The sequence below is a fragment of the Nocardioides sp. NPDC004968 genome (assembly GCF_040608935.1).
Taxonomy (GTDB): Bacteria; Actinomycetota; Actinomycetes; order Propionibacteriales; family Nocardioidaceae; genus Nocardioides.
In genome coordinates this window covers 15,531-36,136 of the sequence record NZ_JBEXJF010000016.1, presented here as the reverse complement: position 1 = coordinate 36,136, position 20,606 = coordinate 15,531, and the positions used below count along the sequence as shown (strand labels likewise).

Sequence of the window (20,606 nt, the reverse complement as noted above, 5' to 3'; positions counted from 1 at the left end):
GACCCCCATGAAACTCCGTGGCCTGTTCATCCTCGCCTGCGGCGCCCTCGTGCCGCTCACCATTCCGGCGGCAGCACACGCCGAGACCTACTCCCAGCCACTCTCGACCGCCATCGGCGACCTCACGGTCGCAGCCGAGAACCGCACCGGCTACAGCCGCGACCTCTTCCAGCACTGGATCGACGCCGACGGCGACGGCTGCAACACCCGCTACGAGGTGCTGATCGCGGAGGCCGAGGAGGCCCCCACGGTCGGCTCCAGCTGTTCGCTGTCGGGCGGCCGCTGGTACTCCTACTACGACGGTCTCTCCTGGACCGCCACCAGCGACATCGACATCGACCACATGGTCCCGCTCGCGGAGGCCTGGGACTCCGGTGCCCGCACCTGGACCTCGACCGAGCGCCGGGACTACGCCAACGACCTCGGCTACTACGGCTCCCTCGTCGGCGTCACCGACAACGAGAACCAGGAGAAGTCCGACGCCGACCCGGCCGAGTGGATGCCCGACCTGCAGAAGTGCCGCTACCTGAAGGAGTACGTCTCGGTGAAGATCCGCTGGCGCCTCTCCGTCGACAGCACCGAGAAGTCCGCCCTCACCAACCTCACCTCCGCCAACGGCTGCGGCAGCCAGTCCGTCTCGGTGACCCGCGCGCGCTGATCCCGGGCGCCCGGCTGCCCTAGGATCTGCGCATGGCGTTCTCCACTCCCAGGGTCACACGTGACCAGGTGGAGTCCGACGTACGCCGCCGGCTGGCGCGGCTGAAGTCGAAGCGGTGGCACGTGCTGCAGGCCGCAGGGGCAGCCGGGGTGGCCTGGTTCATCGCGGCCACCCTGCTCGGCCACGCCCAACCCGTCTTCGCGCCGATCGCGGCGGTGGTCAGCCTCGGCACCTCCTACGGCCAGCGGCTGAGGAGAGTGACCGAGGTGACCATCGGGGTCGCGCTCGGGGTGTTCTTGGGCGACGTCGTGGTGCAGGTCATCGGTGACGGTGCCTGGCAGATGACCCTGGTCGTCGCGATGGCCATGGCGGTGGGGATCTTCATCTCCTCGGGTCAGGTCTTCCGCAACCAGGCCGCGGTGCAGTCCATCTTCGTGATGGGGCTGCTGCCGACGCCCGGCGCGGCGTTCACGCGCTGGACCGACGCGCTGATCGGCGGTGCGGTCGCGCTGGTGGCCGCCTCGATCGTGCCCGCCGCGCCGCTGCGACGGCCCGGTGAGCAGGCGGCCGTGGTGGCCAAGAAGATCGCCTCGCTGCTGCGCGCCGCCGGCCAGGTGATGCTCGACGCGGACGCGGTCCACGGGCTCAAGGTGCTCGCCGACGCGCGCGCCACCGACCCGCTGATCCGCGAGCTGCAGGACGCCTCCGACGAGGGCATGTCGGTGCTGGCCGTCTCGCCCTTCCGGTTCCGACATCGCAGCCACGTACATCGCATGGCCGAGCTCGTCGAGCCGCTCGACCGTGCCCTGCGCAGCACCCGGGTGCTGGTGCGAAGGGCGGCGGTGTCGGCCTACCGCGGGGACGTGGTGCCGGAGAGCTACTACCAGCTGGCCTTCGGTCTCGCCGACGCCGTCGACGTCGTCGAGGCCGAGCTCCGCGCTGGCCGCAGCCCGGACGGACTGAGCCAGGAGGCCAGGTCGGTGCTGCTCGCCGTCGGCGAGCACTCGGCCGAGGTGGAGCGTACGGAATCGCTCAACGCCGAGGTCATCCTCGTCCAGATCAGGTCGATCATCGTCGACCTGCTCGGGGTCACCGGGATGGGGCAGTTCGAGGCGACCGACGCCCTGCCGCCGCTGCCGTCGCGCTAGAGCGACCCGCGCAGGTCGCGTACGACCGAGTCGACGACCGCGACCAGGTCGCCCTCGGTGGAGGCCGCGATGGCGCGTTGTCGCTGGTAGGAGGCACCCTTGTGGATGATGTCGTGCACGCCGGCGAGCTCCTTCTCGCAACCCAGGCGCGCGGCCACCGGCTCCAGGCGCACCAGCAGGTCGGCGAGGTCGTCGGTGACGAGCCGCTCCTCGGAGGCGTCGTTGAGGATCACGATCGCGTCCAGGCCGTAGCGCGCGGCACGCCACTTGTTCTCCTGGACGTGCCACGGCGGCATCGTCGCGACCGGCTCCCCGGCCGCCACCCGGGAGTCCAGGTCGACACAGAGACAGTGCGCCAGCGCGGCGATCGCGGCCAGCTCCTGGATCGTGGAGACCCCGTCGCAGATCCGGTTCTCGATGGTGCCGATCCGGGGCGAGGGCCGGATGTCCCAGCGGATCTCGCTGATGTCCTCGATCACGCCGGTGACGGACTGGTCCGAGACGTACGCCTCGAACTCCTGCCACGTCGTGAACTGGAACGGCAGCCCGGCGGTCGGCAGCTGCTGGAACATCAGCGCCCGGTTGGAGGCGTAGCCGGTGTCGACGCCCGCCCAGATCGGTGAGGAGGCCGACAGCGCCTGGAAGTGCGGGTAGTAGGTCAGCAGCCCGTTGAGAACCGGGAGCAGCCGATCCCGCTCGGGCATCCCGACGTGCACGTGTACGCCCCAGATCAGCATCTGCCGGCCCCACCACTGGGTGCGGTTGATCAGCTCCTGGTAGCGATGCCCCGCGGACAGCTCCTGCGTGGTCCAGGACGCGAACGGATGGGTCCCGGCACCGAACAGATCCACGCCCAGATCGTCACCGGCACGGACCACGCCGACGGTCGTCTCACGGATCTGGTCCATGGCCTCCTCGACCGTCCCGCAGACCCCGGTGACGACCTCGACGGTGTTGCGCAGCAGTTCCTTGTGGATCCGCCCCGGGTGGGGAACCCGCGGTTTGGCCCGGGCGAAGAGATGGTCCGCGACGTTGACCAGATCCCGGGTCTCGCGGTCGACGAGCGCGAGCTCCCACTCGACGCCGAGCGTCGGTCGGGGGGAGGGATGGAAGTCGATCCGCATGTATTGAGCGTTCCTTGCACGGGCCCGTTTGTCGAGCATCGTGAATGCCTGTCGTTCACCGGCCCGATGGCACCCTGTGACGGTGGACGCGCGTGAGGTGAACCTGACTCTGGACTTCTGCCTCCGCGTCGGTGAGCTGCTGATCTCGACCGGCGCCGGGGCCGCTGACGTGACCGCGACGATGAGGTCGCTCGCCCAACATCTGGGCCTTCGCGAGGCCGAGGTCGACGTCACCTACACCAGCCTCTCGATGAGCTATCAGGCCGATCCCGAGGCGATCCCGGTGCACACCACTCGCCAGGTCAAGAACCGCACCATCGACTACGACCACCTCACCGCCGTCGACCACCTGGTCCGCCAGGTCGTACGCGACGAGGTGGACCTCCAGGGCGCCCGGATCGCGCTCGGTCGGATCATCTCCGGCGGCCACCGCCGGCCGCGCTGGGCGGTGACGCTCGGCATGGCGGTGATGGCCGCCGCGTTCACCGTCTACGTCGGTGGTGAGCTCTGGGTGATCGTCCTCTCCTTCATCTCCGGCGCCGCGATCGACCAGCTGCAGCACTTCCTCCACCGCCGTTGGCGGCTGCCGCTCTTCTACCTGCAGGTCGCCGGTGCGGGCCTGGCCACGCTGCTCGCGGTCATCGCCGCGGCGCTGCCGCTGGACCTCGACGTCTCCACCTCGATCACCGCCAACATCACCGTCATGTTGGCCGGGATCAGCTTCATGGGTGCCCTCCAGGACGCTCTGACCGGGTTCCATGTCACCGCCAGCGCGCGGATCATGGAGGCGCTGGTATCGACGGCCGGAATCATCGCCGGGGTCACCGGCGGTCTGGTCTTCGCGGGCGCGGTCGGGGTGCCGATCCACGGTGGGGTGGCGAGCAACGTCAGCTCGCTGCAGTCGATCACCCTCGCCACCGCGGGCGGCGCGGTCGGCGCCGCGGCCTTCGCCTACGCGGCGTACGCACCCAAGCGGACGCTCGCTCCGATCGCGGTCATCGCCGGCGTCGCCGTGATCCTGTCGATCGTCGTACCCGGTGACGTCGGGCGCACCTGGCGGGTCGCCGTGGCCGCCCTCTTCATCGGTCTGATCGCCTACTCGGTCGCCACCCGGCTGAAGGTGCCGCCGCTGGTCGTCGTGGTCTCCTCGGTGGTGCCGTTCCTGCCCGGCTACTCGATCTACCGCGGTCTCACGATGCTCGCCCAGGAGACGCCGGCGACCACCTCGGTCGGCCTGGTCGCCCTCTTCACCGCCGCCTCGGTCGCACTCGCCCTCGCCTCCGGCGTCTACCTGGGCGAGTTCATCGCCCAGCCGCTCAGTCGCCGGTCGTGGCGGATCGAGACGCGCCTGTCCGGGCCGCGCCTGGTCGGTCCGCTGCGGAAGGACCGAGCCCCGGTGCCTGTCGCCGAGACCGACTCATAGGCCGCTCAGCACCTCGAACCAGCGCTCGGGGGTCGTGTCGTACGGTGCCTGGCTCTCCTTGACCGCGAGGAAGACGCGCTCGGCGGAGCCCTCGGTCATCGAGATGATCTCGGGCGGGTAGCCGTACTCGAGCTGGTGGTGCTCGAACTCGTCCTCGTCGTCGATGTAGACCGAGCCGTCGAACTTCTTGACCACGTCGAGGTCCAGGTCGATGCAGGTGACCGTCGAGTCCTGCCAGACCGGCGGGGTGCACATGTCGACATATATCTGCGAGCTCACCCGATCGTTGGGCCGGTTGAACGCGGGGAAGTGGGCCGCGTCGTGGTGGGGGACCAGGCTGACCGACTCCCAGTCGGCGACCCAGCCATGACCGGGGCGGGCGAACTCGGTGCCAACGGGGTGACCGATCCACTCGCCGTGCTCGTCCTCGCCGAGGTAGAGGCCCGTGAAGGACCAATGAGGCCGGCCACCCCATTTCGTGAACTCGACACGAACAGGGTGACCGGCCTCGAAGCGCATGGCGCTCAGTCTAGAGATCAGCCGTTCTTCTTCGGCATCACGTACTTGGCCCCCAGGGCGATGAGGTCCTGGTAGCGCGAGCCGGTGAACTTGCCGAAGTTGTGGATCACGTGGGCGTCGAGGCCGACCAGCACGCGGGCCTGCTTCTTCTCGATGCCCTTGACGATGATCTCCGCGGCGCGAGCCGGCTCCATCTTGGCGAGCTTCTCGTCGAAGAACTTCGCGGTCGCGGCCTGGTCGTCCTTGGCCGAGACGCGGGCGCTGCGGGCGACCGCGGTCTTGATGCCACCGGGGTGGACCGAGGTGACGCCGACGTTGTGACCGTCGATCAGCATCTCCTCGCGCAGCGCCTCGGTGAAGCCGCGCACGGCGTACTTCGCCGCGTTGTAGAAGGCCTGATCGGGCATCGAGACCAGCCCGAACAGCGAGGAGATGTTCACGATGTGCGCGTCGCCGGACTCGATCAGGGCCGGCAGGAAGAACTTCGTGCCGTGCACGACGCCCCACCAGTCGATGCCCATGATCCAGTCGATGTCGTCCCAGTCGAGGTCGTTGACCCGGCCTGACAGCGCGACCCCGGCGTTGTTGATCACCACGTTGACCTGGCCGAAGTGGGAGATGACGCCCTCGGCGTACGTCTTGAACGCCTCGCGGTCGGCGACGTCGAGCCTGTCCTCCTTGATCTCGCGGGCCCCGGCCTGCTTGGCGAGCTCGACGGTCTCGGCCAGACCGGCCTCGTTGACGTCGGAGAGCGCCAGCCGGGCGCCGCGGCCGGCGAGGTTGACCGCGAGGGCGCGGCCGATCCCGGAGCCGGCTCCGGTGAGTACGACTACCTTGTCGTCGAAGGACTTCATGCGGGGACACTCTCCTTGGTCGTGGTGGCGGCGGTGACGGCGTACTTGTCGACGTCGAACTTGCTGGTCAGGTGGCGAAACAGGAAGGTGAAGCTCGGCCAGAGGGTGGTGTTGCGGCCGTGCTCGTCGAGATACCAGGACGCGCAGCCGCCCTCGGACCAGACGGTGTTGTCCATCTTGTGCTGCAGATCGTCGTTCCAGGCGGAGGTGGCGTCCTCGGTGGGTTCGACGGTGGCGTAGGAGTGGGTGCGCATGGTGCGGATCGCGTCGCGGATGTAGGCCACCTGCGACTCGATCATGTAGACCATCGACGAGTGGCCCAGGCCGGTGTTGGGTCCGACCACGAAGAAGAGGTTGGGGAACTCCGGGACCGTGGTGCCCTTGTAGGCGCTCATCCCGACCTCCGCGAACCGCTCGGCCATGGTGCGGCCCTTGCTGCCGGTGATCGCGTGGGCGATCGGCAGGTCGGTGGTGTAGAAGCCGGTCGCCACGACGAGGACGTCGATCTCGCGGCTGGTGCCGTCCTTGGCGACGATCGCGTTCTCGCTCACCCGGGCGATGCCGTCGGTGATCAGGTCGACGTTGTCGGCGGCCAGTGCCGGGTAGTAGGCGTTGGAGATCAGCGTGCGCTTGCAGCCGAGCGTGTAGTCGGGGGTGACCTTGCGGCGCAGCTCGGGGTCCTTGATGCCGCGGCGGATGTTGTTCTTCGCCATCAGCTCGTGGGCCAGGGTCAGCTTGGGCTGCACGGCGAGGCCGAGGACGCGGACCTCGAGGCCCCAGTAGACCGCCGCCCGGGCGAGCCGCTGGACGCCGGGGACGTGGCGGAAGGCAGCCTTCTCGAGCTTGGAGTAGCGGTGCTCGTTGCGGGGGAGGACCCACGGCGCGGTGCGCTGGTACACGTCGAGGCGAGCGGCCTTCTTCTGGATCTCCGGGACGATCTGGATCGAGCTCGCGCCGGTGCCGATCACCGCGACACGCTTGCCCGTGAGGTCGACGTCGTGGTTCCACTGCGCGGAGTGGAAGATCTCGCCCTGGAAGGTGTCGATGCCCGCGATGTCCGGGAGCTTGGGCTCGGAGAGCGCGCCGGGGCCGGCGATGACGGTGGTCGCTGCGTACGTCTTCTTCCCGGCCTTGCCTTCGGTCTCGACGAGCCAGCGCTGCCGGCTCTCGTCCCAGGTCGCGGCGGTCATCGCGGTGTCGAAGACGAAGCGGTCCAGCGTGCCGGACTGCTCGGCGACCTTCTTGATGTACGCCTCGATCTCCGGCTGCGGCGAGAAGCTCATCGACCAGTCGGGGTTCAGTGCGAAGGAGTAGCTGTAGAGCTGGCTGGGGACGTCGCAGGCGGCGCCGGGGTAGGTGTTGTCGCGCCAGGTGCCGCCGACGCCGGAGCCCTTCTCGACGACGACGAAGTCGCGCTCGCCGTCCTCCTCGAGCTTGATCGCCGCGCACAGGCCCCCGAAGCCGGCACCGACGATCAGGTGGTCGACATGGGTGAGGTCAGCAGTGGTCATACCGAGAGTATTCTTGCCTATTGAACAGATGTCAATAGAATGGTCGGCATGAGCCACCGGACGAGACTGACGCCCGAGCAACGCCGCGAGCAGCTGCTCGACCTGGGCATTCGCCTCTTCGCGAACCACTCCCTCGACGAGATATCGATCGACGTGGTCGCGCGTGAGGCCGGCATCTCGCGCGGGCTGCTCTACCACTACTTCGGCGACAAGATGGCCTTCCGCGAGGCGGTCGTACGCCGCGCCGCCGACGCGCTCGTCGCCCAGACCGCCCCGCCCGAGACCGGCGAGCCGGTCGAGCGCCTGCTGGCGTCGATGACCGCCTATGTGGATTTCGTCGACGCCAACTACGAGGGGTACGTCTCCATGGTCCGCGGCGCCGCCAGCGACCCCGTCCTGCGCCAGATCTACGACGACGCCTTCGGTGCCCTCGGCCTCCGGATCTTCGATGCCGCCCCCGCCTTCGTGCCCGACACCCCCGCTGCGCGCCTGATCGTCAGGGGATGGCAGGCCATGTCCGAGGAGCTGGTGCTGTCGTGGAAGGCCGATCCCGCGGGGCTGTCACGTGAGGAGCTGCTGGAGCTGCTGGCGGGGTCGCTGCCGGTGCTGCTGGAGCTGCTCGGGTCGGGGGAGCTGTAACACGTCGTTCGTAGGACTATCTGGTCGTTCTGATAGGGCGAATAGTCCTACGAACGACGTGTTACACGGCTCCCGGCACGCAGATGGGGGCCTGACAAAGGTACGTCTGGAGTTGGAACCTCTCTGGGCGTACCGGACATAGAGGGTGCGTGAGAGGTAGTGAGTCCCAGAGCTTCGGACTCGTGGTGACGGAGAACGACAGCGGTCTGGCGGAGCGTCTGCGCCGGGGCGACCACGAGGCGATGGCGGAGCTGTTCGGGCGCTATGCGGACCCGGTCTACAACTTCTGCTTCCGCCGCGTGGCTTCCTGGAACCTCGCCGAGGACGTGATGTCCCAGGCGTTCCTGGAGGTCTGGCGGGTGCGCGAACGGGCGGTGGCCTACGACGGCTCGCTGATGCCGTGGCTCTTCACGGTCGCCGAGAACGTCTGCCGCAACGCCACCCGTGGTGTCCGCCGGCAGAACGCGCTGGCGGGCAGGCTGCAGCTGGTGCGGTTCGACGACGCCGAGGACCACGCGGACGGAGTCGTACGCCGCCTCGACGAGGAGCGTCGGATGTCCGAGCTCCTCGTGGCTGTCGACCGGCTCAGCCGCAAGGACCGTCAGATCCTGATGCTCATCGCCTGGGACGGCCTCTCTTATCTGCAAGTTGCCCAGGCTCTCGACATCCCAGTCGGGACCGTACGCAGCCGGCTCTCCCGCGCACGCAAGCGGGTCGCCGCGCTGATGGGTGAGGGGGAGAAGTGATGACCGGAATTCCTGAACGCAGTCTGCGCCCCCATGTGAAGGCGCGGCGAGAGGCGGAGCTGATGCAGGCGATCTCGCAGGAGAGTCGCACGAAGAGGTGGATGGTGCCCGTCGCGGCTGCCGCCGCGGTGGCGGTCACGGCGGCCGGTGGCGTCGTGGTCGCCCAGAGAACGTCGTTGCTGAGCAGCGACAAGCAGATCGCAGGGCCGCTGGAGACGTCGGCGAAGCCGTCGCCGGTGCCCGACCGGGTGGTAGGGCCGGTGAAGGTCCCCGGGGGCGACGTCACGGTGCTGTGGCCCGCGGCCTTCAACGGCAACGGAGTCGCGTGGTCTCGCGACATCCCGGTGCTTCAGAAGTACCGAGACGTCCTCGCCGAGCACCTGGATCCCACCGGGGAGCATCTCGAGAAGGCCGTCTCCAACATGCAAAGCGGTGACGCCGGCAGCGGGCGCACCATCGGTACGAAGCTGGGGTGGACGGTCGAAGGCGAGGACGGTCTCGGGATGGTTCAGCTGGCCGTCGGGCCCGGTTGGGATGGAGCCGGCCTTCTGTGCGATGACCCCGGATGGACCTGTGAGGGCGTCAACCACCCGGGGGCGAAGGTGGCGAGAATCGCGACGCATGGTGGCGCACGCACCTATGCCGTCGAGCGATCCGACGGGACGGTCGTCACGATCACGCTCGACTCGCTGTTCGGCAACAACTCGACGATCCCCGTCTCCGATGTCGACCTCGGGGAGAAGGAGGTCATGGCGGCCGCAGCCGACCCCCGGCTGGTCGTACCGGAGCTGGATCTGCCGCCTGACGTCGACGCCAAGGAGCTGGGCAGGACCGCGCTGGAGGCGCTGGTCCCGCCCGGAACCCCGGCAAAGTGGTACGACGGCATGCCGACGCGCTTCGACCACGAGGGATCCGTCGTTCTGACCGACGTCAAGAAGGACATGGCGAACGGCTCCTCCAGTGGGGAGCCGGGCCTTGTCGACGTGCGGCTGGAGGAGACGCTCAGCCCGATCCAGATGGACAAGGCGTGCCACCGCGCCGTCTACAAGCGCTGCATCATCCGCACCGTCGATGGCAACGAGGTCTTCATCGGGCTCGGCAAGAAGCGCCGCTGGATGGGCAAGCCCGCTGCCCCGGTGAACCTCGTCGTCTTCCAGGGCCCCGTCTATACCGTCAGCGTGTACGGCGACGGGGCGATCCCGGTGGACCGCGCCATCGACTTCGTACTCGATCAGCGGTGGCAGCCGAAGGGCTGAGGCGCCCCCAACCGATCGGCGACCGGTTACGTCAATAGGGCGTCGGGGGTTGGAATCGGAGGAGGAGAGACGTTGAGCAGGGACGAGGAGTTCACCGCCTACGTCAGGGACAGACGCGCGCACCTGTACCGCGCGGCGTACCTGTTGTGCGGTGACGAGCATCGCGCCGAGGACATCGTGCAGCTGACGCTGTCGAAGGTGTACGCGGCATGGCGAAAGGTGCGGAAGGCCGACAGCGTCGATGCCTACGTACGCAGGGTGCTGGTCAACAGCCACCTGGACGAGGGCCGTCGCCCGTGGCGGCGTGAGCGGGCAGGCGAGATCGTCGACCGGCCGGCGCCGAGCGGCCCGGACACCGAGGACCTCGACGAGCTCTGGACCGCGCTGCGTGCGCTTCCCGCAGGTCAGCGGCGAGTCGTCGTGCTCCGTCACTACTGGGGTCTGTCGGTCGAGGAGACCGCTGCCGACCTCGGCATCAGCACCGGGACGGTCAAGAGCCAGACCTCGGCCGCCCTGGCCAGCCTGCGCCGCGCCCTCCGTCCCGGCCTCGCTGTCCCCGACGTTGCCCCCGACGCTGCCCGAGGAGGCCGGCGATGAACACCTTCGACGACGACACCCTGCTGACCGAGCGCCTCTACCGCATCGGCGCCACGGTTCCGGTCCCGTTCCCGGACCCCTCCGAGGACGTACGCCGCGGCCGCCGCCGCGTGCGCTCGGCGCGACTGCTCACCGCCGCCGGGACCATCATGGCCGCCGGGATCATCGCCATCGCCGGGGTCGCGCTGCGGCCTCTCGTTGCGGATCGGGCCACCGACCCGGCCGTGTCGCCCACCTCCACATCTTCCTCGTCGGTGCGCCGGGCCGAGTCGGTCGCGCAGGCGCTGCCCAGCACGTTCGGCCTGGCGATCAACCTGATCTTCGAGCGCGACGCTGCCTTCGCGGACGTCCCTGACGTGGTGATGAAGCCGATCCAGGAGCAGACCGACGAGGCCGTCGTGACCTGGACCGCGAAAGCGGAGAAGATCGACGGCGGGGACCAGGAGCTCGCTGACCTCGTCTCCGAGATCCAGCAGTCGTTGGCCGCCCTACCGGAGACGCGATCCATGATGCGTACGGAGGAGACTCGGCTGCAGGGGGCACTGGCCTTGTCGGCACTCTCCGACGGCCTCCTCACGATCTCGACGCTCGTGCCGTATGTCGGTGACGCCGAGATCGACGACGAGATCGAGGCGCTCGGCCACCTGGGCCCGGTCTTCCGGTCGCTCGGTACGCAGCGGAACATCATGATGCCGGCACTCGCCAAGCGTGAGGCCATGCAGAGTGCGGGCGCTGCGGGCGCGGATGCTCTCAGCAAGCAGGAGCTCGCCGAGCTTGCTCGGGCCGAGGCTGAGTGGCGCCTGTCGCTCTCGGCGCTCTACACGTCGAGCTCGGAACCTCAGCGCGACTCCCTCGACGAGATCACCAAGAACACTGCCGCCAACGGGGCCGTCGGGGTTCCCGCGCAACGGGCGGTCAACCAGGTCCTGGCCAACGGCAATCTCGACCGGGTCACGATGACGCCGGACCAGCATGTGGCGTCCTGCACCGAGCTGTTCCGCGGGCTGCAGAACCTGGCCGTCGCGGCGGCGAACGAGCTCATCGACGACCTCGCCGAGGTCGACTGAGCCCGGCACGGCGAAACGGCCGAGATGGTAGTTGTGGGCGACGAAAGTAGAGCTTCGTCGCCCACAACTACAGATTCGGCCTGCCAGAACTGCAGGCTCGCTTGGGTCAGGCCGAGACTGCCGCCTCGAGCTGGTCGAGGGCCCAGTGGAGGTCCTCCTCGGCGATCACCAGGGGCGGCGCGAGGCGGATGGTGGAGCCGTGGGTGTCCTTGGCGAGTACGCCACGGGCCAGGAGTCGCTCGCAGATCTCGCGACCGCTGGCGATGGCCGGGTCGATGTCGACGCCGGCCCACAGGCCGCGGGAGCGGAAGCCCACGATGCCCTTGCCGACCATGGCCAGCAGCCGGTCGCGCAGGACCTGGCCGAGCGCCTCGGCGCGGGCCTGGAACTCGCCGGTCTCGAGCAGGTCGACGACGGCGGTGCCGACGGCGCAGGCGAGCGGGTTGCCGCCGAAGGTGGAGCCGTGCTGGCCGGGGCCGATGACGCCGAGCACATCGCGGTCGGCGACGACGGCCGAGACGGGGACGATGCCGCCGCCGAGGGCCTTGCCGAGGATGTACATGTCCGGCTTCACGCCGGCGTGGTCGCAGGCGAAGGTGTAGCCGGTGCGGCCCAGGCCGGCCTGGATCTCGTCGGCGGCGAAGAGCACGTTCTCGCGGGTGCAGACCTCGCGCAGCCCGATCAGGAAGTCGTCGCCGGGGATGACGACGCCGGACTCGCCCTGGATCGGCTCGACCAGCACGGCCACCGTGTTGGGGGTGATGGCGGCCTCGATCGCGGCGAGGTCGGCGTAGGGGACCATCACGAAACCGGGGGCGAACGGGCCGAAGCCGTCGCGCGCGTCGGCGTCGTCGGAGAAGCCGACGATCGTGGTGGTGCGGCCGTGGAAGTTGCCGGCCATCACGATGATCTCGGCCTGGTCGGCCGGGACGCCCTTGACGTCGTAGCCCCACTTGCGGGCGACCTTGATCGCGGTCTCGACGGCCTCGGCACCGGTGTTCATCGGCAGCACCATGTCCTTGCCGCACATCGCGGCGAGGCGGGCGGTGAACTCGGCGAACTGGTCGTGCACGAACGCACGCGAGGTCAGGGTGACCTTGTCGAGCTGCTCACGGGCCGCCGACAGCAGAGCGGGGTGGCCATGACCGAAGTTCAGCGCGCTGTAGCCGGCCAGCATGTCGAGGCAGCGACGGCTGTCGACGTCGGTCACCCAGGCGCCCTCGGCGTGGCTGATCACCACCTCGAGGGGGTGGTAGTTGTGCGCGGAGTGCGCCTCGGCGGCCGCGAAGGCGGCGGGGGTCAAGCTGGTCGCAGCGGTGGCCTGAGCCTCGTTGAGCAGGGTCATCGCACTCCTCCATCTGTGGGGCGTTCTCGGTGATCTGAGCCAAGATCATCTGATTGTCAGACAATCCTACGATCAGGCTACGCCAGATGTCTCATCGTTGTCTCCCGGTCGGTAACACGGCGGTAAATCCCGGTGCGAACGGTGCGTCTGGGGGTATAGGTTCCGTCCGCCCGCCTCGCGTTCTCTGGCAGCGAAGCGACCCAGACCATCTCGGGTAAGAGACTCGGAGGAACCACAGATGCGCATCCGCGCACTGGTGGCGGCTGCTGCCGTCGCCCTGATCGTGCCGGCGGTGCCGGCTTTCGCGACGGAGACCCCGTCGACCACCACCGACCCGTCGGAGACGGCCCCCGCCGACCCGTCGCAGCCCGATCCCGGGACGGAGGCCGAGACGGAAACCGTGACCGAGCCGGAGACGGGGCCCGCGACCGAGCCCGAGCCCGAGACCGAGACCGAGCCCGCCACGGAGGGCGTGGCGGAGGAGCCGACCGCCGCCTTGGTGACCACTGTCGTGATCACCGTCCCCGCCACGACCCCAGCTGGGGGCGCGACCTTCCCCGTGACGTACGACGTCGAGAACGTCGAGGCGCTCGGGGCGAACCCGGTGGCCAACTGGACGATCACCGGCTCGAACGGCACCTCGCCGAGCGGCCCGCAGTCGGCGCCGATCACGCTCGACGCTGACGGCGTCGGGACGGTCCAGGCGACGATGCCGACCGCGACCGACAGTTACCGGATCACCGCGTTCATCGAGGGCGAGAGCGGCGCGACCGACTCCGTCACCGCCGACCTCGGGGCCGTCGATGCCACCAAGCCGGTCGTCACCCTGAGTCGTAACCTGACGACCTTCTACCCCTACAAGGACGGCTACCGCGACACGGTCACGGCGAAGTTCACCGTGAACGAGACCGTCGGCTTCACCGCCAAGGTGGTCACCGCCGGCGGCACCCTCGTCCGCACCCTGGGCTCGTCCTCGAGCTTCTCCGGCACCACGTCCTACGCGTGGAACGGCTACAACAACGCCGACACCCGGGTCTCGGGCACCTACTACATCCGCGTCGAGACCAAGGACAGGGCCGGCAACGCCACCGCCGCCCAGATCTCGGTCGCCGCGTCCGCCAAGAAGCTGACCTGGAAGACCTACAGCAGGACGGTCACCGCCGCGGACGCCCTCAACTACAAGTACGTCGGCTCCTGCTCGACCCTCAAGGCGCCCGCTCGCAGCGACTGGTCCGAGTCCCGCGGCCTGCGTTCGAACGTACGCTGCAAGGCGTCCGGCACCAGCTCCAAGGCGACCGTCTACACCGAGAACGTCAAGTGCCTGCCGAAGTCGGTCGACGGCAACTACCGCAACCTGTCGCTGAAGCACTACGGCGGTCGTCCGAAGGGCTACACGAAGAACGTCTACATGGTCTCCACCGTCCTGCGTCCGTCCGACTGGGCCAGCCTCCAGAAGCACCAGTTCGGCAACTCGGTCAAGTGGAAGACGATGGCGTCCGTCGCCTCGCCCAACAGCCTGATCCAGAGCCGCACGTCGACGCAGTACTGCCCCGCCGTGTGGTGGACCGCCGGGCTCAACTCGAGCTCGCGCTACGACATCTGGAAGTACTCGGTCGGCATCCAGTACCGCGTGCTGGCGTGACCATGGCACGCAAGCTGATGCTGGCCGTCGCAGCGGTGCTGGTCGCCGCCGGCGCGTTCGGCGGCGTCCTCGCCCTCACCGGCGAGGAGGAGCCGAAGCGACCCGTCGTCGAGAAGAACCAGCCGGCCGCTCCGGGACCCGAGGAGCGCTCGGCCCCGGATCCGGAGGAGGTCACCGACCTGTACGCCCCCGAGGGTGAGGTCGGCGCCGACCACTAGCCGACCACTAGCCGACCACTAGTCGACACGAGCAGAATGAGACGTACGCCGCCGGGCACGGTCCCGGCGGCGTACGTCTGTGGTTTTCAGCAGAGCTGAAGGCCCGTCACAGCCTCATCACAGGAACCGGACGGACACTGGAAACCAGGGTCAGGCGAGCTGACCCGTTCCAAGATCGCGTACGCCGCCCGGCTCCCCGACCGGCGGCGTACGTCTTGATTTGTCTCCTCCGTGCGGGGGCTCGTAACCTTGTGAGGTCGTGACTCCTGCCGCGTCCTGATCATTTCGCACGGTCAGGGGCGCAGATCCGGATGACTGCCGCTGGGACCACCCAGAGGACAGGGCAAGCCGGGCCGTGTTCGTCAGAAGCCACGCAGCACCATCCCGGTGCGCATCCGTGCGCCGGGTCCAACGAACTAAGAAGGCACAAGTGCGTACTTACGCTCCCAAGCCGGGCGACATCGAGCGGGCCTGGCTCGTGATCGACGCGACCGACGTCCGTCTCGGCCGTCTCGCTGTCCAGACCGCTGAGCTCCTGCGCGGCAAGCACAAGCCGATCTTCGCGCCCAACGCGGACACCGGCGACTTCGTCATCGTCATCAACGCCGAGAAGGTCTCCCTCTCCGGCAACAAGGCCAAGACCAAGCTGGCCTACCGCCACTCGGGCTACCCGGGCGGTCTGACCGCGACCCCGATCGGCGAGATCCTCGAGAAGGACGCTCGCAAGGCGATCGAGACCGCTGTGTGGGGCATGCTGCCGAAGAACAAGCTCGGCCGCCAGATGCTCAAGAAGCTCAAGGTCTACTCCGGTCCGACGCACCCGCACGTCGCGCAGCAGGCCGTTCCGTTCGAGATCAAGCAGATCGCCCAGTGAGCCAGGACCAGAACATGACTGAGAACACCGCAGAGGTCGAGGAGACCTTCGAGACCGACGAGCAGGGCGTTGCTTTCACCTCCGAGAGCGCCCCGTCCGCCGACACCCCCGAGCGCCCGGCGACCATCGCCCCGGCCGCCGCGACCGGCCGCCGCAAGGAGTCCGTGGCCCGCGTCCGGATCGTCCCGGGCACCGGTTCGTGGACCATCAACGGTCGCACCATCGAGGACTACTTCCCCAACAAGCTGCACCAGCAGATCGCGAACGAGCCGTTCGCCGCGCTGCAGCTCGAGGGTCGCTTCGACGTGATCGCCCGCATCGACGGCGGCGGCATCGCCGGTCAGGCCGGCGCGCTGCGTCTCGGCGTGGCCCGCTCGCTCAACATCGTTGACGAAGAGGCCAACCGCCCGACCCTGAAGAAGGCCGGTCTGCTGACCCGCGACGCCCGCGTCGTGGAGCGCAAGAAGGCCGGTCTCAAGAAGGCCCGCAAGGCCTCGCAGTTCAGCAAGCGCTGATCGCCCAGCAGATCGCCTAGCATTGTTGGGGTGCCTCGGCTCGCCGAGGCACCCCGACTCATTTTTCGGGCGGGGGCCGACGTACGAAAGAAGGTCACACGGACGTGGCACGCCTTTTCGGCACTGACGGAGTTCGTGGTCTCGCGAACGGCGAGATCCTCACCGCCTCGCTCGCCCAGAACCTGGCGACCTCGGCGGCACTGGTCCTGACCGAGGAGCTGCGCGACTCCGGCAGCGGACGCAAGCCGCTGGCGGTGGTCGGCAACGACTCGCGCGTCTCCGGGCAGTTCCTGCAGGCCACGGTGGCCGGCGGTCTGGCCTCGGCCGGGTGCGACGTGATCGACGTCGGCGTGCTGCCGACGCCCGGGGTCGCCTACCTCACCGCGGCCCTCCAGGCCGACCTCGGTGTGGTCATCTCGGCCTCGCACAACCCGATGCCCGACAATGGCATCAAGTTCCTCCAGCGCGGCGGGCACAAGCTCGACGACGTGCTCGAGGACCGGATCGAGGCACACCTCGACGAGCCCTGGGACCGCCCCACCGGCGCCTCGGTGGGCCGGATCTCGTCCCACGAGAACCCCGTGGAGACGTACGCAGCCCACCTGATCTCCACGTTGGAGCGCCGCCTCGACGGGCTGACCGTCGTCGTCGACTGCGCCAACGGCGCGGCCGCAGCCGCGGGTCCGCTGGCCCTGGACCAGGCCGGGGCGAAGGTGATCGCGATCAACGACGTCAACGACGGCCTCTCGATCAACGACGGGGTCGGTTCGACCCACCCGGAGATGCTCCAGAAGGCGGTCCTCGAGCACGGCGCCGACGTCGGGTTCGCCTGGGACGGCGACGCCGACCGCTGCCTGGCCGTCGACGGTGAGGGCAACCTCGTCGACGGCGACCAGCTCATCGCGATCCTCGCCCTCGGGCTCCACGACGCCGGCCGGCTCCCGGACGACACCGTGGTCGTCACCGTGATGAGCAACCTCGGTTTCGTCAAGGCGATGGACGCCGCGGGCGTCCACGTCAAGCAGACCGCCGTGGGTGACCGCTACGTGCTCGAGGAGATGCGCCGGGGCGGCTACGCCATCGGTGGCGAGCAGTCCGGCCACATCATCATGAGCGAGCACGCCACCACCGGCGACGGCATCCTCACCGCGCTGCACGTCCTGCAGCGGATGACCCTCACCGGGCGCACCCTCGCCGACCTCGCCTCCGTCGTCACCCGCCTCCCGCAGGTCCTGCTCAACGTCAAGGGCGTCGACAAGGCCCGCTGCAAGACCGACGACGGCCTCCTCGATGCCGTCGCCGCCGAGGAGAAGGCTCTCGCCGGCTCCGGCCGGATCCTGCTGCGCCCGTCGGGCACCGAGAACCTCGTACGCGTCATGGTCGAGGCCCCCACCCATCACGAGGCCGAGGCCTGTGCCGAGCGGCTTGCTGACGTCGTACGCGCGCGGCTCGCTCTCTGATCATTCGTCACACTGGCCCCAGGAATACCCGGTTAACAGGGTATTCCTGCACTTCTCGGGCAATGCAACACCCATTAAGTGCAGGGATCCCCGGTTAACCGGGTATCCCAACCGCCCCGACCCTAGATCTTCCGCAGACGCACGTAGCGGACGGAGTGGTCGCGGTCCTTGCGGAGCACGAGGGTGGCGCGGGAGCGGGTGGGGAGGACGTTCTCGCGGAGGTTGGGGCCGTTGATCTCGTTCCAGATCTCGGTGGCGCGGGTGATGGCCTCGTCGTGCGACAGGGCCGCATATTTCGTGAAGTAGGACGACGGGTCGCGGAAGGCGGTCTCGCGCAGCCGCAGGAACCGCTCGACGTACCACTGCTTGATGTCACGGGAGTCGGCGTCGACGAAGACGGAGAAGTCGAAGAAGTCCGAGAGGGCGAGGGCGATGGTGCCGTCGGCGCGGACCCGGGAGGGCTGCAGGACGTTGAGACCCTCGAGGATGACGATGTCGGGCTTCTTGACCAACACGGTCTGGTCGGTGACGTCGTAGGTCAGGTGTGAGTAGATCGGCGCGCGCACCTCGTCCTCACCCGACTTGAGGTCGACGAGGAAGCGGAGCAGGGCCTTGCGGTCGTACGACTCCGGGAAGCCCTTGCGCTCCATCAGTCCGCGACGCTCGAGCTCGGCGTTGGGGTAGAGGAACCCGTCGGTGGTGACCAGGGCGACGTTGGGGTGCTCGGGCCAGTGGGCGAGCATCTGCTGCAGCACACGAGCCGTGGTCGACTTGCCGACGGCGACGGATCCGGCAACGCCGATGACGAACGGCGTACGTTCCGGCATCGTCTTGCCGAGGAAGAGCTCCTGCTGGTCGTGGAGCTTGTCCGAGGCGCTCACGTAGAGGCTGAGCAGCCGGCTCAGCGGCAGGTAGACCTCCTCGACCTCCTTGAGGTCGATCTGGTCGCCCAGGCCCCGCAGAGACTCGATCTCGGCCTCGGTCAGCGGACTCTCGGTCTCGGTCGCGAGCTCGGCCCACGCACTACGGTCGAGTTCGACGTAGGGCGAGGAGCCGCGGTCATCGCCGTGTGGCCCGGGGTGTGACATGGCAACGATTGTTACGCACATGCGCCGCCGCTTCCTGCTGGGGTCCACGAGAGCCGTAGGATCATCCGCCATGTGCGGCATCGTTGGGTACGTCGGAGACCGGTCGGCGCAGGACGTCGTGATCGATGGACTGCGGCGGTTGGAGTACCGCGGCTATGACTCGGCTGGGATCGCCCTGATCGCGGACCAGAAGCTTGCGGTGGACAAGAGGGCCGGCAAGCTCGCCAACCTCGAGAAGGCGATCGCGGGCACGCCGCTGCCGGCGTCGACGACCGGGATCGGCCACACTCGCTGGGCGACCCACGGCGGCCCGACCGACGGCAACGCCCACCCGCACGTCGGGCGCACCGGCCGCGTCGCGGTCGTGCACAACGGCATCATCGAGAACTTCGCCGAGCTGCGGGCCTCGCTGGAGACAGACGGACACGAGTTCACGTCGCAGACCGACACCGAGGTCGCCGCCCACCTGCTCGAGCGCGAGGTCGTCGGCGGAGCCGACCTGACCATCGCGATGCAGAAGGTCTGCTCGATCCTCGAAGGTGCGTTCACCTTCGTCGCGATCGACGCCCAGGACCCGTCCCGGGTCGTCGCCGCCCGGCGCAACAGCCCGCTCGTGGTCGGTCTGGGCGAGGGGGAGTCGTTCCTCGGCTCCGACGTCGCCGCCTTCATCGAGCACACCCGCGAGGCGATGGAGCTCGACCAGGACCAGGTCGTCACCATCACCCGCGACGGCGCGACCGTCTCGAACTTCGACGGCACCCCTGCCGAGGGCCGCCGCTTCCACGTTGACTGGGACCTGGCCGCCGCCGAGAAGGACGGCCACGACTGGTTCATGCGCAAGGAGATCCTCGAGCAGCCTCGTGCGGTCGCCGACTCGCTGCTGGGGCGGCGTACGCCTTCGGGGTCTCTGCACCTCGACGAGATGCGGCTCGACGACGACGAGCTGCGCGAGGTCACCAAGATCATCATCATCGCCGCGGGGACGTCGTTCTACGCGGGGATGGTCGCGAAGTACGCCATCGAGCACTGGTGCCGGATCTCGGTCGAGGTCGAGCTGGCCTCCGAGTTCCGCTACCGCGACCCGATCCTCGACAACTCCACCCTGGTGGTGGCGATCTCGCAGTCCGGCGAGACCGCCGACACGCTGCAGGCGATCCGGCACGCGCGCTCGCAGCGCTCCAAGGTGCTGGCGATCTGCAACACCAACGGCTCCACGATCCCGCGCGAGTCCGACGCGGTCATCTACACCCACGCCGGCCCGGAGATCGGGGTCGCCTCGACCAAGGGGTACGTCACCCAGCTGGTCGCCTGCTACCTGCTCGCGCTCTACCTGGCCCAGGTCAAGGGCACCATGTACGGCGATGAGATCGACGGCGTGATGACCCAGCTCGAGGCGATGCCCGCGGCGGTCGAGAAGGTGCTGGAGACCGCGCCGCAGGTCTACGACCTGGCGCGTGAGTATGCGGACCGCCGAGCCTTCCTGTTCCTGGGCCGCCACGCCGGCTACCCGGTGGCGCTGGAGGGTGCGCTCAAGCTCAAGGAGCTCGCCTACCTGCACGCCGAGGGGTTCGCCGCCGGAGAGCTCAAGCACGGTCCGATCGCGCTGGTCGAGGAGGGCCTGCCGATCTGGTGCATCGTGCCCCCGCGCGGCCGCGACTTCCTGCACGACAAGATGCGCTCCGGGATCATGGAGGTGCGCGCCCGCGGCGCCCGCACCATCGCCCTGGTCGAGGAGGGCGACGACTCGGTCGACTCGGTCTCCGACACGATCATCCGGCTGCCCAAGGTGCCGGTGCTCCTGCAGCCGCTCGTCGCGGTCGTACCGATGCAGCTCTTCGCCTGCCAGCTCGCCACCGAGCTCGGCTACGACGTCGACCAGCCGCGCAACCTCGCCAAGTCCGTCACGGTCGAGTGATGGCGGT

At 68.7% G+C, this 20,606-nt stretch carries 20 protein-coding genes; 14 read left to right on the top strand and 6 right to left on the bottom strand.

Going from position 1 to position 20,606, the window contains the following annotated elements; genetic code table 11:
* The first annotated feature begins 7 nt into the window (after positions 1 to 7).
* Together ABZU72_RS16375 and ABZU72_RS16370 are read left to right on the top strand one after the other, a co-directional pair.
* Complete coding sequence (locus ABZU72_RS16375) at positions 8 to 658, top strand: HNH endonuclease family protein (protein ID WP_355019896.1); 651 nt, start codon at positions 8 to 10, stop codon at positions 656 to 658.
* Between the two features lie 32 nt (positions 659 to 690).
* Positions 691 to 1,806 (top strand): FUSC family protein, encoded by a 1,116-nt coding sequence (locus ABZU72_RS16370; protein WP_355019895.1) that lies wholly within the window; start codon positions 691 to 693, stop codon positions 1,804 to 1,806.
* Here ABZU72_RS16370 and ABZU72_RS16365 read toward each other — a convergent pair.
* Positions 1,803 to 2,930, bottom strand: a complete 1,128-nt coding sequence (locus ABZU72_RS16365) for a glutamate--cysteine ligase (RefSeq protein WP_355019894.1) — start codon at positions 2,928 to 2,930, stop codon at positions 1,803 to 1,805. The genes ABZU72_RS16370 and ABZU72_RS16365 overlap by 4 nt on opposite strands.
* 82 nt (positions 2,931 to 3,012) lie before the next feature.
* Here ABZU72_RS16365 and ABZU72_RS16360 point away from each other — a divergent pair, with 82 nt between their 5' ends.
* Positions 3,013 to 4,353 carry a threonine/serine exporter family protein gene (locus ABZU72_RS16360; RefSeq protein ID WP_355019893.1) on the top strand — a complete coding sequence of 447 codons (1,341 nt, stop codon included), beginning with the start codon at positions 3,013 to 3,015 and terminating at the stop codon, positions 4,351 to 4,353.
* Here the strand turns inward: ABZU72_RS16360 and ABZU72_RS16355 are convergent.
* From ABZU72_RS16355 to ABZU72_RS16345, 3 genes are read right to left on the bottom strand one after another with little or no spacing between them, the layout of a single operon-like run.
* The gene (locus ABZU72_RS16355; RefSeq protein ID WP_355019892.1) at positions 4,348 to 4,872 is read right to left on the bottom strand and encodes a DUF402 domain-containing protein; all 525 of its coding nucleotides are present in this window, start codon (positions 4,870 to 4,872) and stop codon (positions 4,348 to 4,350) included. The genes ABZU72_RS16360 and ABZU72_RS16355 overlap by 6 nt on opposite strands.
* A 17-nt stretch (positions 4,873 to 4,889) precedes the next feature.
* On the bottom strand, positions 4,890 to 5,726 hold the full coding sequence (locus ABZU72_RS16350) for an SDR family NAD(P)-dependent oxidoreductase (RefSeq protein WP_355019891.1): 837 nt from the start codon (positions 5,724 to 5,726) through the stop codon (positions 4,890 to 4,892).
* On the bottom strand, positions 5,723 to 7,237 hold the full coding sequence (locus ABZU72_RS16345; RefSeq protein ID WP_355019890.1) for an NAD(P)/FAD-dependent oxidoreductase: 1,515 nt from the start codon (positions 7,235 to 7,237) through the stop codon (positions 5,723 to 5,725). The genes ABZU72_RS16350 and ABZU72_RS16345 overlap by 4 nt, the downstream gene beginning before the upstream one ends.
* Before the next feature lie 48 nt (positions 7,238 to 7,285).
* On the opposite strand from ABZU72_RS16345, the gene ABZU72_RS16340 reads away from it, so the two are divergent.
* The 5 genes from ABZU72_RS16340 to ABZU72_RS16320 all read left to right on the top strand — a co-directional run bounded on the left by ABZU72_RS16340 (position 7,286) and on the right by ABZU72_RS16320 (position 11,542).
* On the top strand, positions 7,286 to 7,876 hold the full coding sequence (locus ABZU72_RS16340) for a TetR/AcrR family transcriptional regulator (protein ID WP_355019889.1): 591 nt from the start codon (positions 7,286 to 7,288) through the stop codon (positions 7,874 to 7,876).
* 149 nt (positions 7,877 to 8,025) lie between these two features.
* On the top strand, positions 8,026 to 8,622 hold the full coding sequence (locus ABZU72_RS16335; protein WP_355019888.1) for an RNA polymerase sigma factor: 597 nt from the start codon (positions 8,026 to 8,028) through the stop codon (positions 8,620 to 8,622).
* On the top strand, positions 8,622 to 9,878 hold the full coding sequence (locus ABZU72_RS16330) for a hypothetical protein (protein WP_355019887.1): 1,257 nt from the start codon (positions 8,622 to 8,624) through the stop codon (positions 9,876 to 9,878). Before ABZU72_RS16335 ends, ABZU72_RS16330 begins: the two co-directional genes overlap by 1 nt.
* A 72-nt stretch (positions 9,879 to 9,950) precedes the next feature.
* A complete protein-coding gene (locus ABZU72_RS16325; RefSeq protein ID WP_355019886.1) occupies positions 9,951 to 10,475 on the top strand; it encodes a SigE family RNA polymerase sigma factor in 525 nt (174 codons plus the stop codon).
* The gene (locus ABZU72_RS16320; RefSeq protein WP_355019885.1) at positions 10,472 to 11,542 is read left to right on the top strand and encodes a nitrate- and nitrite sensing domain-containing protein; all 1,071 of its coding nucleotides are present in this window, start codon (positions 10,472 to 10,474) and stop codon (positions 11,540 to 11,542) included. The genes ABZU72_RS16325 and ABZU72_RS16320 overlap by 4 nt, the downstream gene beginning before the upstream one ends.
* 106 nt (positions 11,543 to 11,648) lie before the next feature.
* On the opposite strand, the gene rocD is transcribed toward ABZU72_RS16320, so the two are convergent.
* Positions 11,649 to 12,887: an ornithine--oxo-acid transaminase gene (rocD, locus tag ABZU72_RS16315; RefSeq protein WP_355019884.1), complete on the bottom strand. Its 1,239-nt coding sequence runs from the start codon at positions 12,885 to 12,887 to the stop codon at positions 11,649 to 11,651.
* A gap of 238 nt (positions 12,888 to 13,125) precedes the next feature.
* Between rocD and ABZU72_RS16310 the strand changes: the two genes are divergently transcribed.
* The 5 genes from ABZU72_RS16310 to glmM all read left to right on the top strand — a co-directional run bounded on the left by ABZU72_RS16310 (position 13,126) and on the right by glmM (position 17,596).
* Positions 13,126 to 14,529 carry a hypothetical protein gene (locus tag ABZU72_RS16310; RefSeq protein WP_355019883.1) on the top strand — a complete coding sequence of 468 codons (1,404 nt, stop codon included), beginning with the start codon at positions 13,126 to 13,128 and terminating at the stop codon, positions 14,527 to 14,529.
* Positions 14,526 to 14,747, top strand: coding sequence for a hypothetical protein (locus ABZU72_RS16305; protein WP_355019882.1), 222 nt, complete (start codon positions 14,526 to 14,528; stop codon positions 14,745 to 14,747). The genes ABZU72_RS16310 and ABZU72_RS16305 overlap by 4 nt, the downstream gene beginning before the upstream one ends.
* 430 nt (positions 14,748 to 15,177) lie before the next feature.
* Positions 15,178 to 15,621 carry a 50S ribosomal protein L13 gene (gene rplM, locus ABZU72_RS16300; RefSeq protein WP_355019881.1) on the top strand — a complete coding sequence of 148 codons (444 nt, stop codon included), beginning with the start codon at positions 15,178 to 15,180 and terminating at the stop codon, positions 15,619 to 15,621.
* A gap of 14 nt (positions 15,622 to 15,635) precedes the next feature.
* Entirely contained in the window at positions 15,636 to 16,136 is a 501-nt protein-coding gene (gene rpsI, locus ABZU72_RS16295) for a 30S ribosomal protein S9 (RefSeq protein WP_183541754.1), read from the top strand.
* Positions 16,137 to 16,240: 104 nt separating this feature from the next.
* Positions 16,241 to 17,596 (top strand): phosphoglucosamine mutase, encoded by a 1,356-nt coding sequence (glmM, locus tag ABZU72_RS16290; RefSeq protein WP_355019880.1) that lies wholly within the window; start codon positions 16,241 to 16,243, stop codon positions 17,594 to 17,596.
* Positions 17,597 to 17,718: 122 nt separating this feature from the next.
* Here glmM and coaA read toward each other — a convergent pair whose 3' ends face one another.
* Positions 17,719 to 18,684 carry a type I pantothenate kinase gene (gene coaA / locus ABZU72_RS16285; RefSeq protein WP_355019879.1) on the bottom strand — a complete coding sequence of 322 codons (966 nt, stop codon included), beginning with the start codon at positions 18,682 to 18,684 and terminating at the stop codon, positions 17,719 to 17,721.
* A gap of 70 nt (positions 18,685 to 18,754) precedes the next feature.
* On the opposite strand from coaA, the gene glmS reads away from it, so the two are divergent.
* Positions 18,755 to 20,599 carry a glutamine--fructose-6-phosphate transaminase (isomerizing) gene (gene glmS, locus ABZU72_RS16280; protein ID WP_355019878.1) on the top strand — a complete coding sequence of 615 codons (1,845 nt, stop codon included), beginning with the start codon at positions 18,755 to 18,757 and terminating at the stop codon, positions 20,597 to 20,599.
* The last annotated feature ends 7 nt before the right edge of the window (positions 20,600 to 20,606 follow it).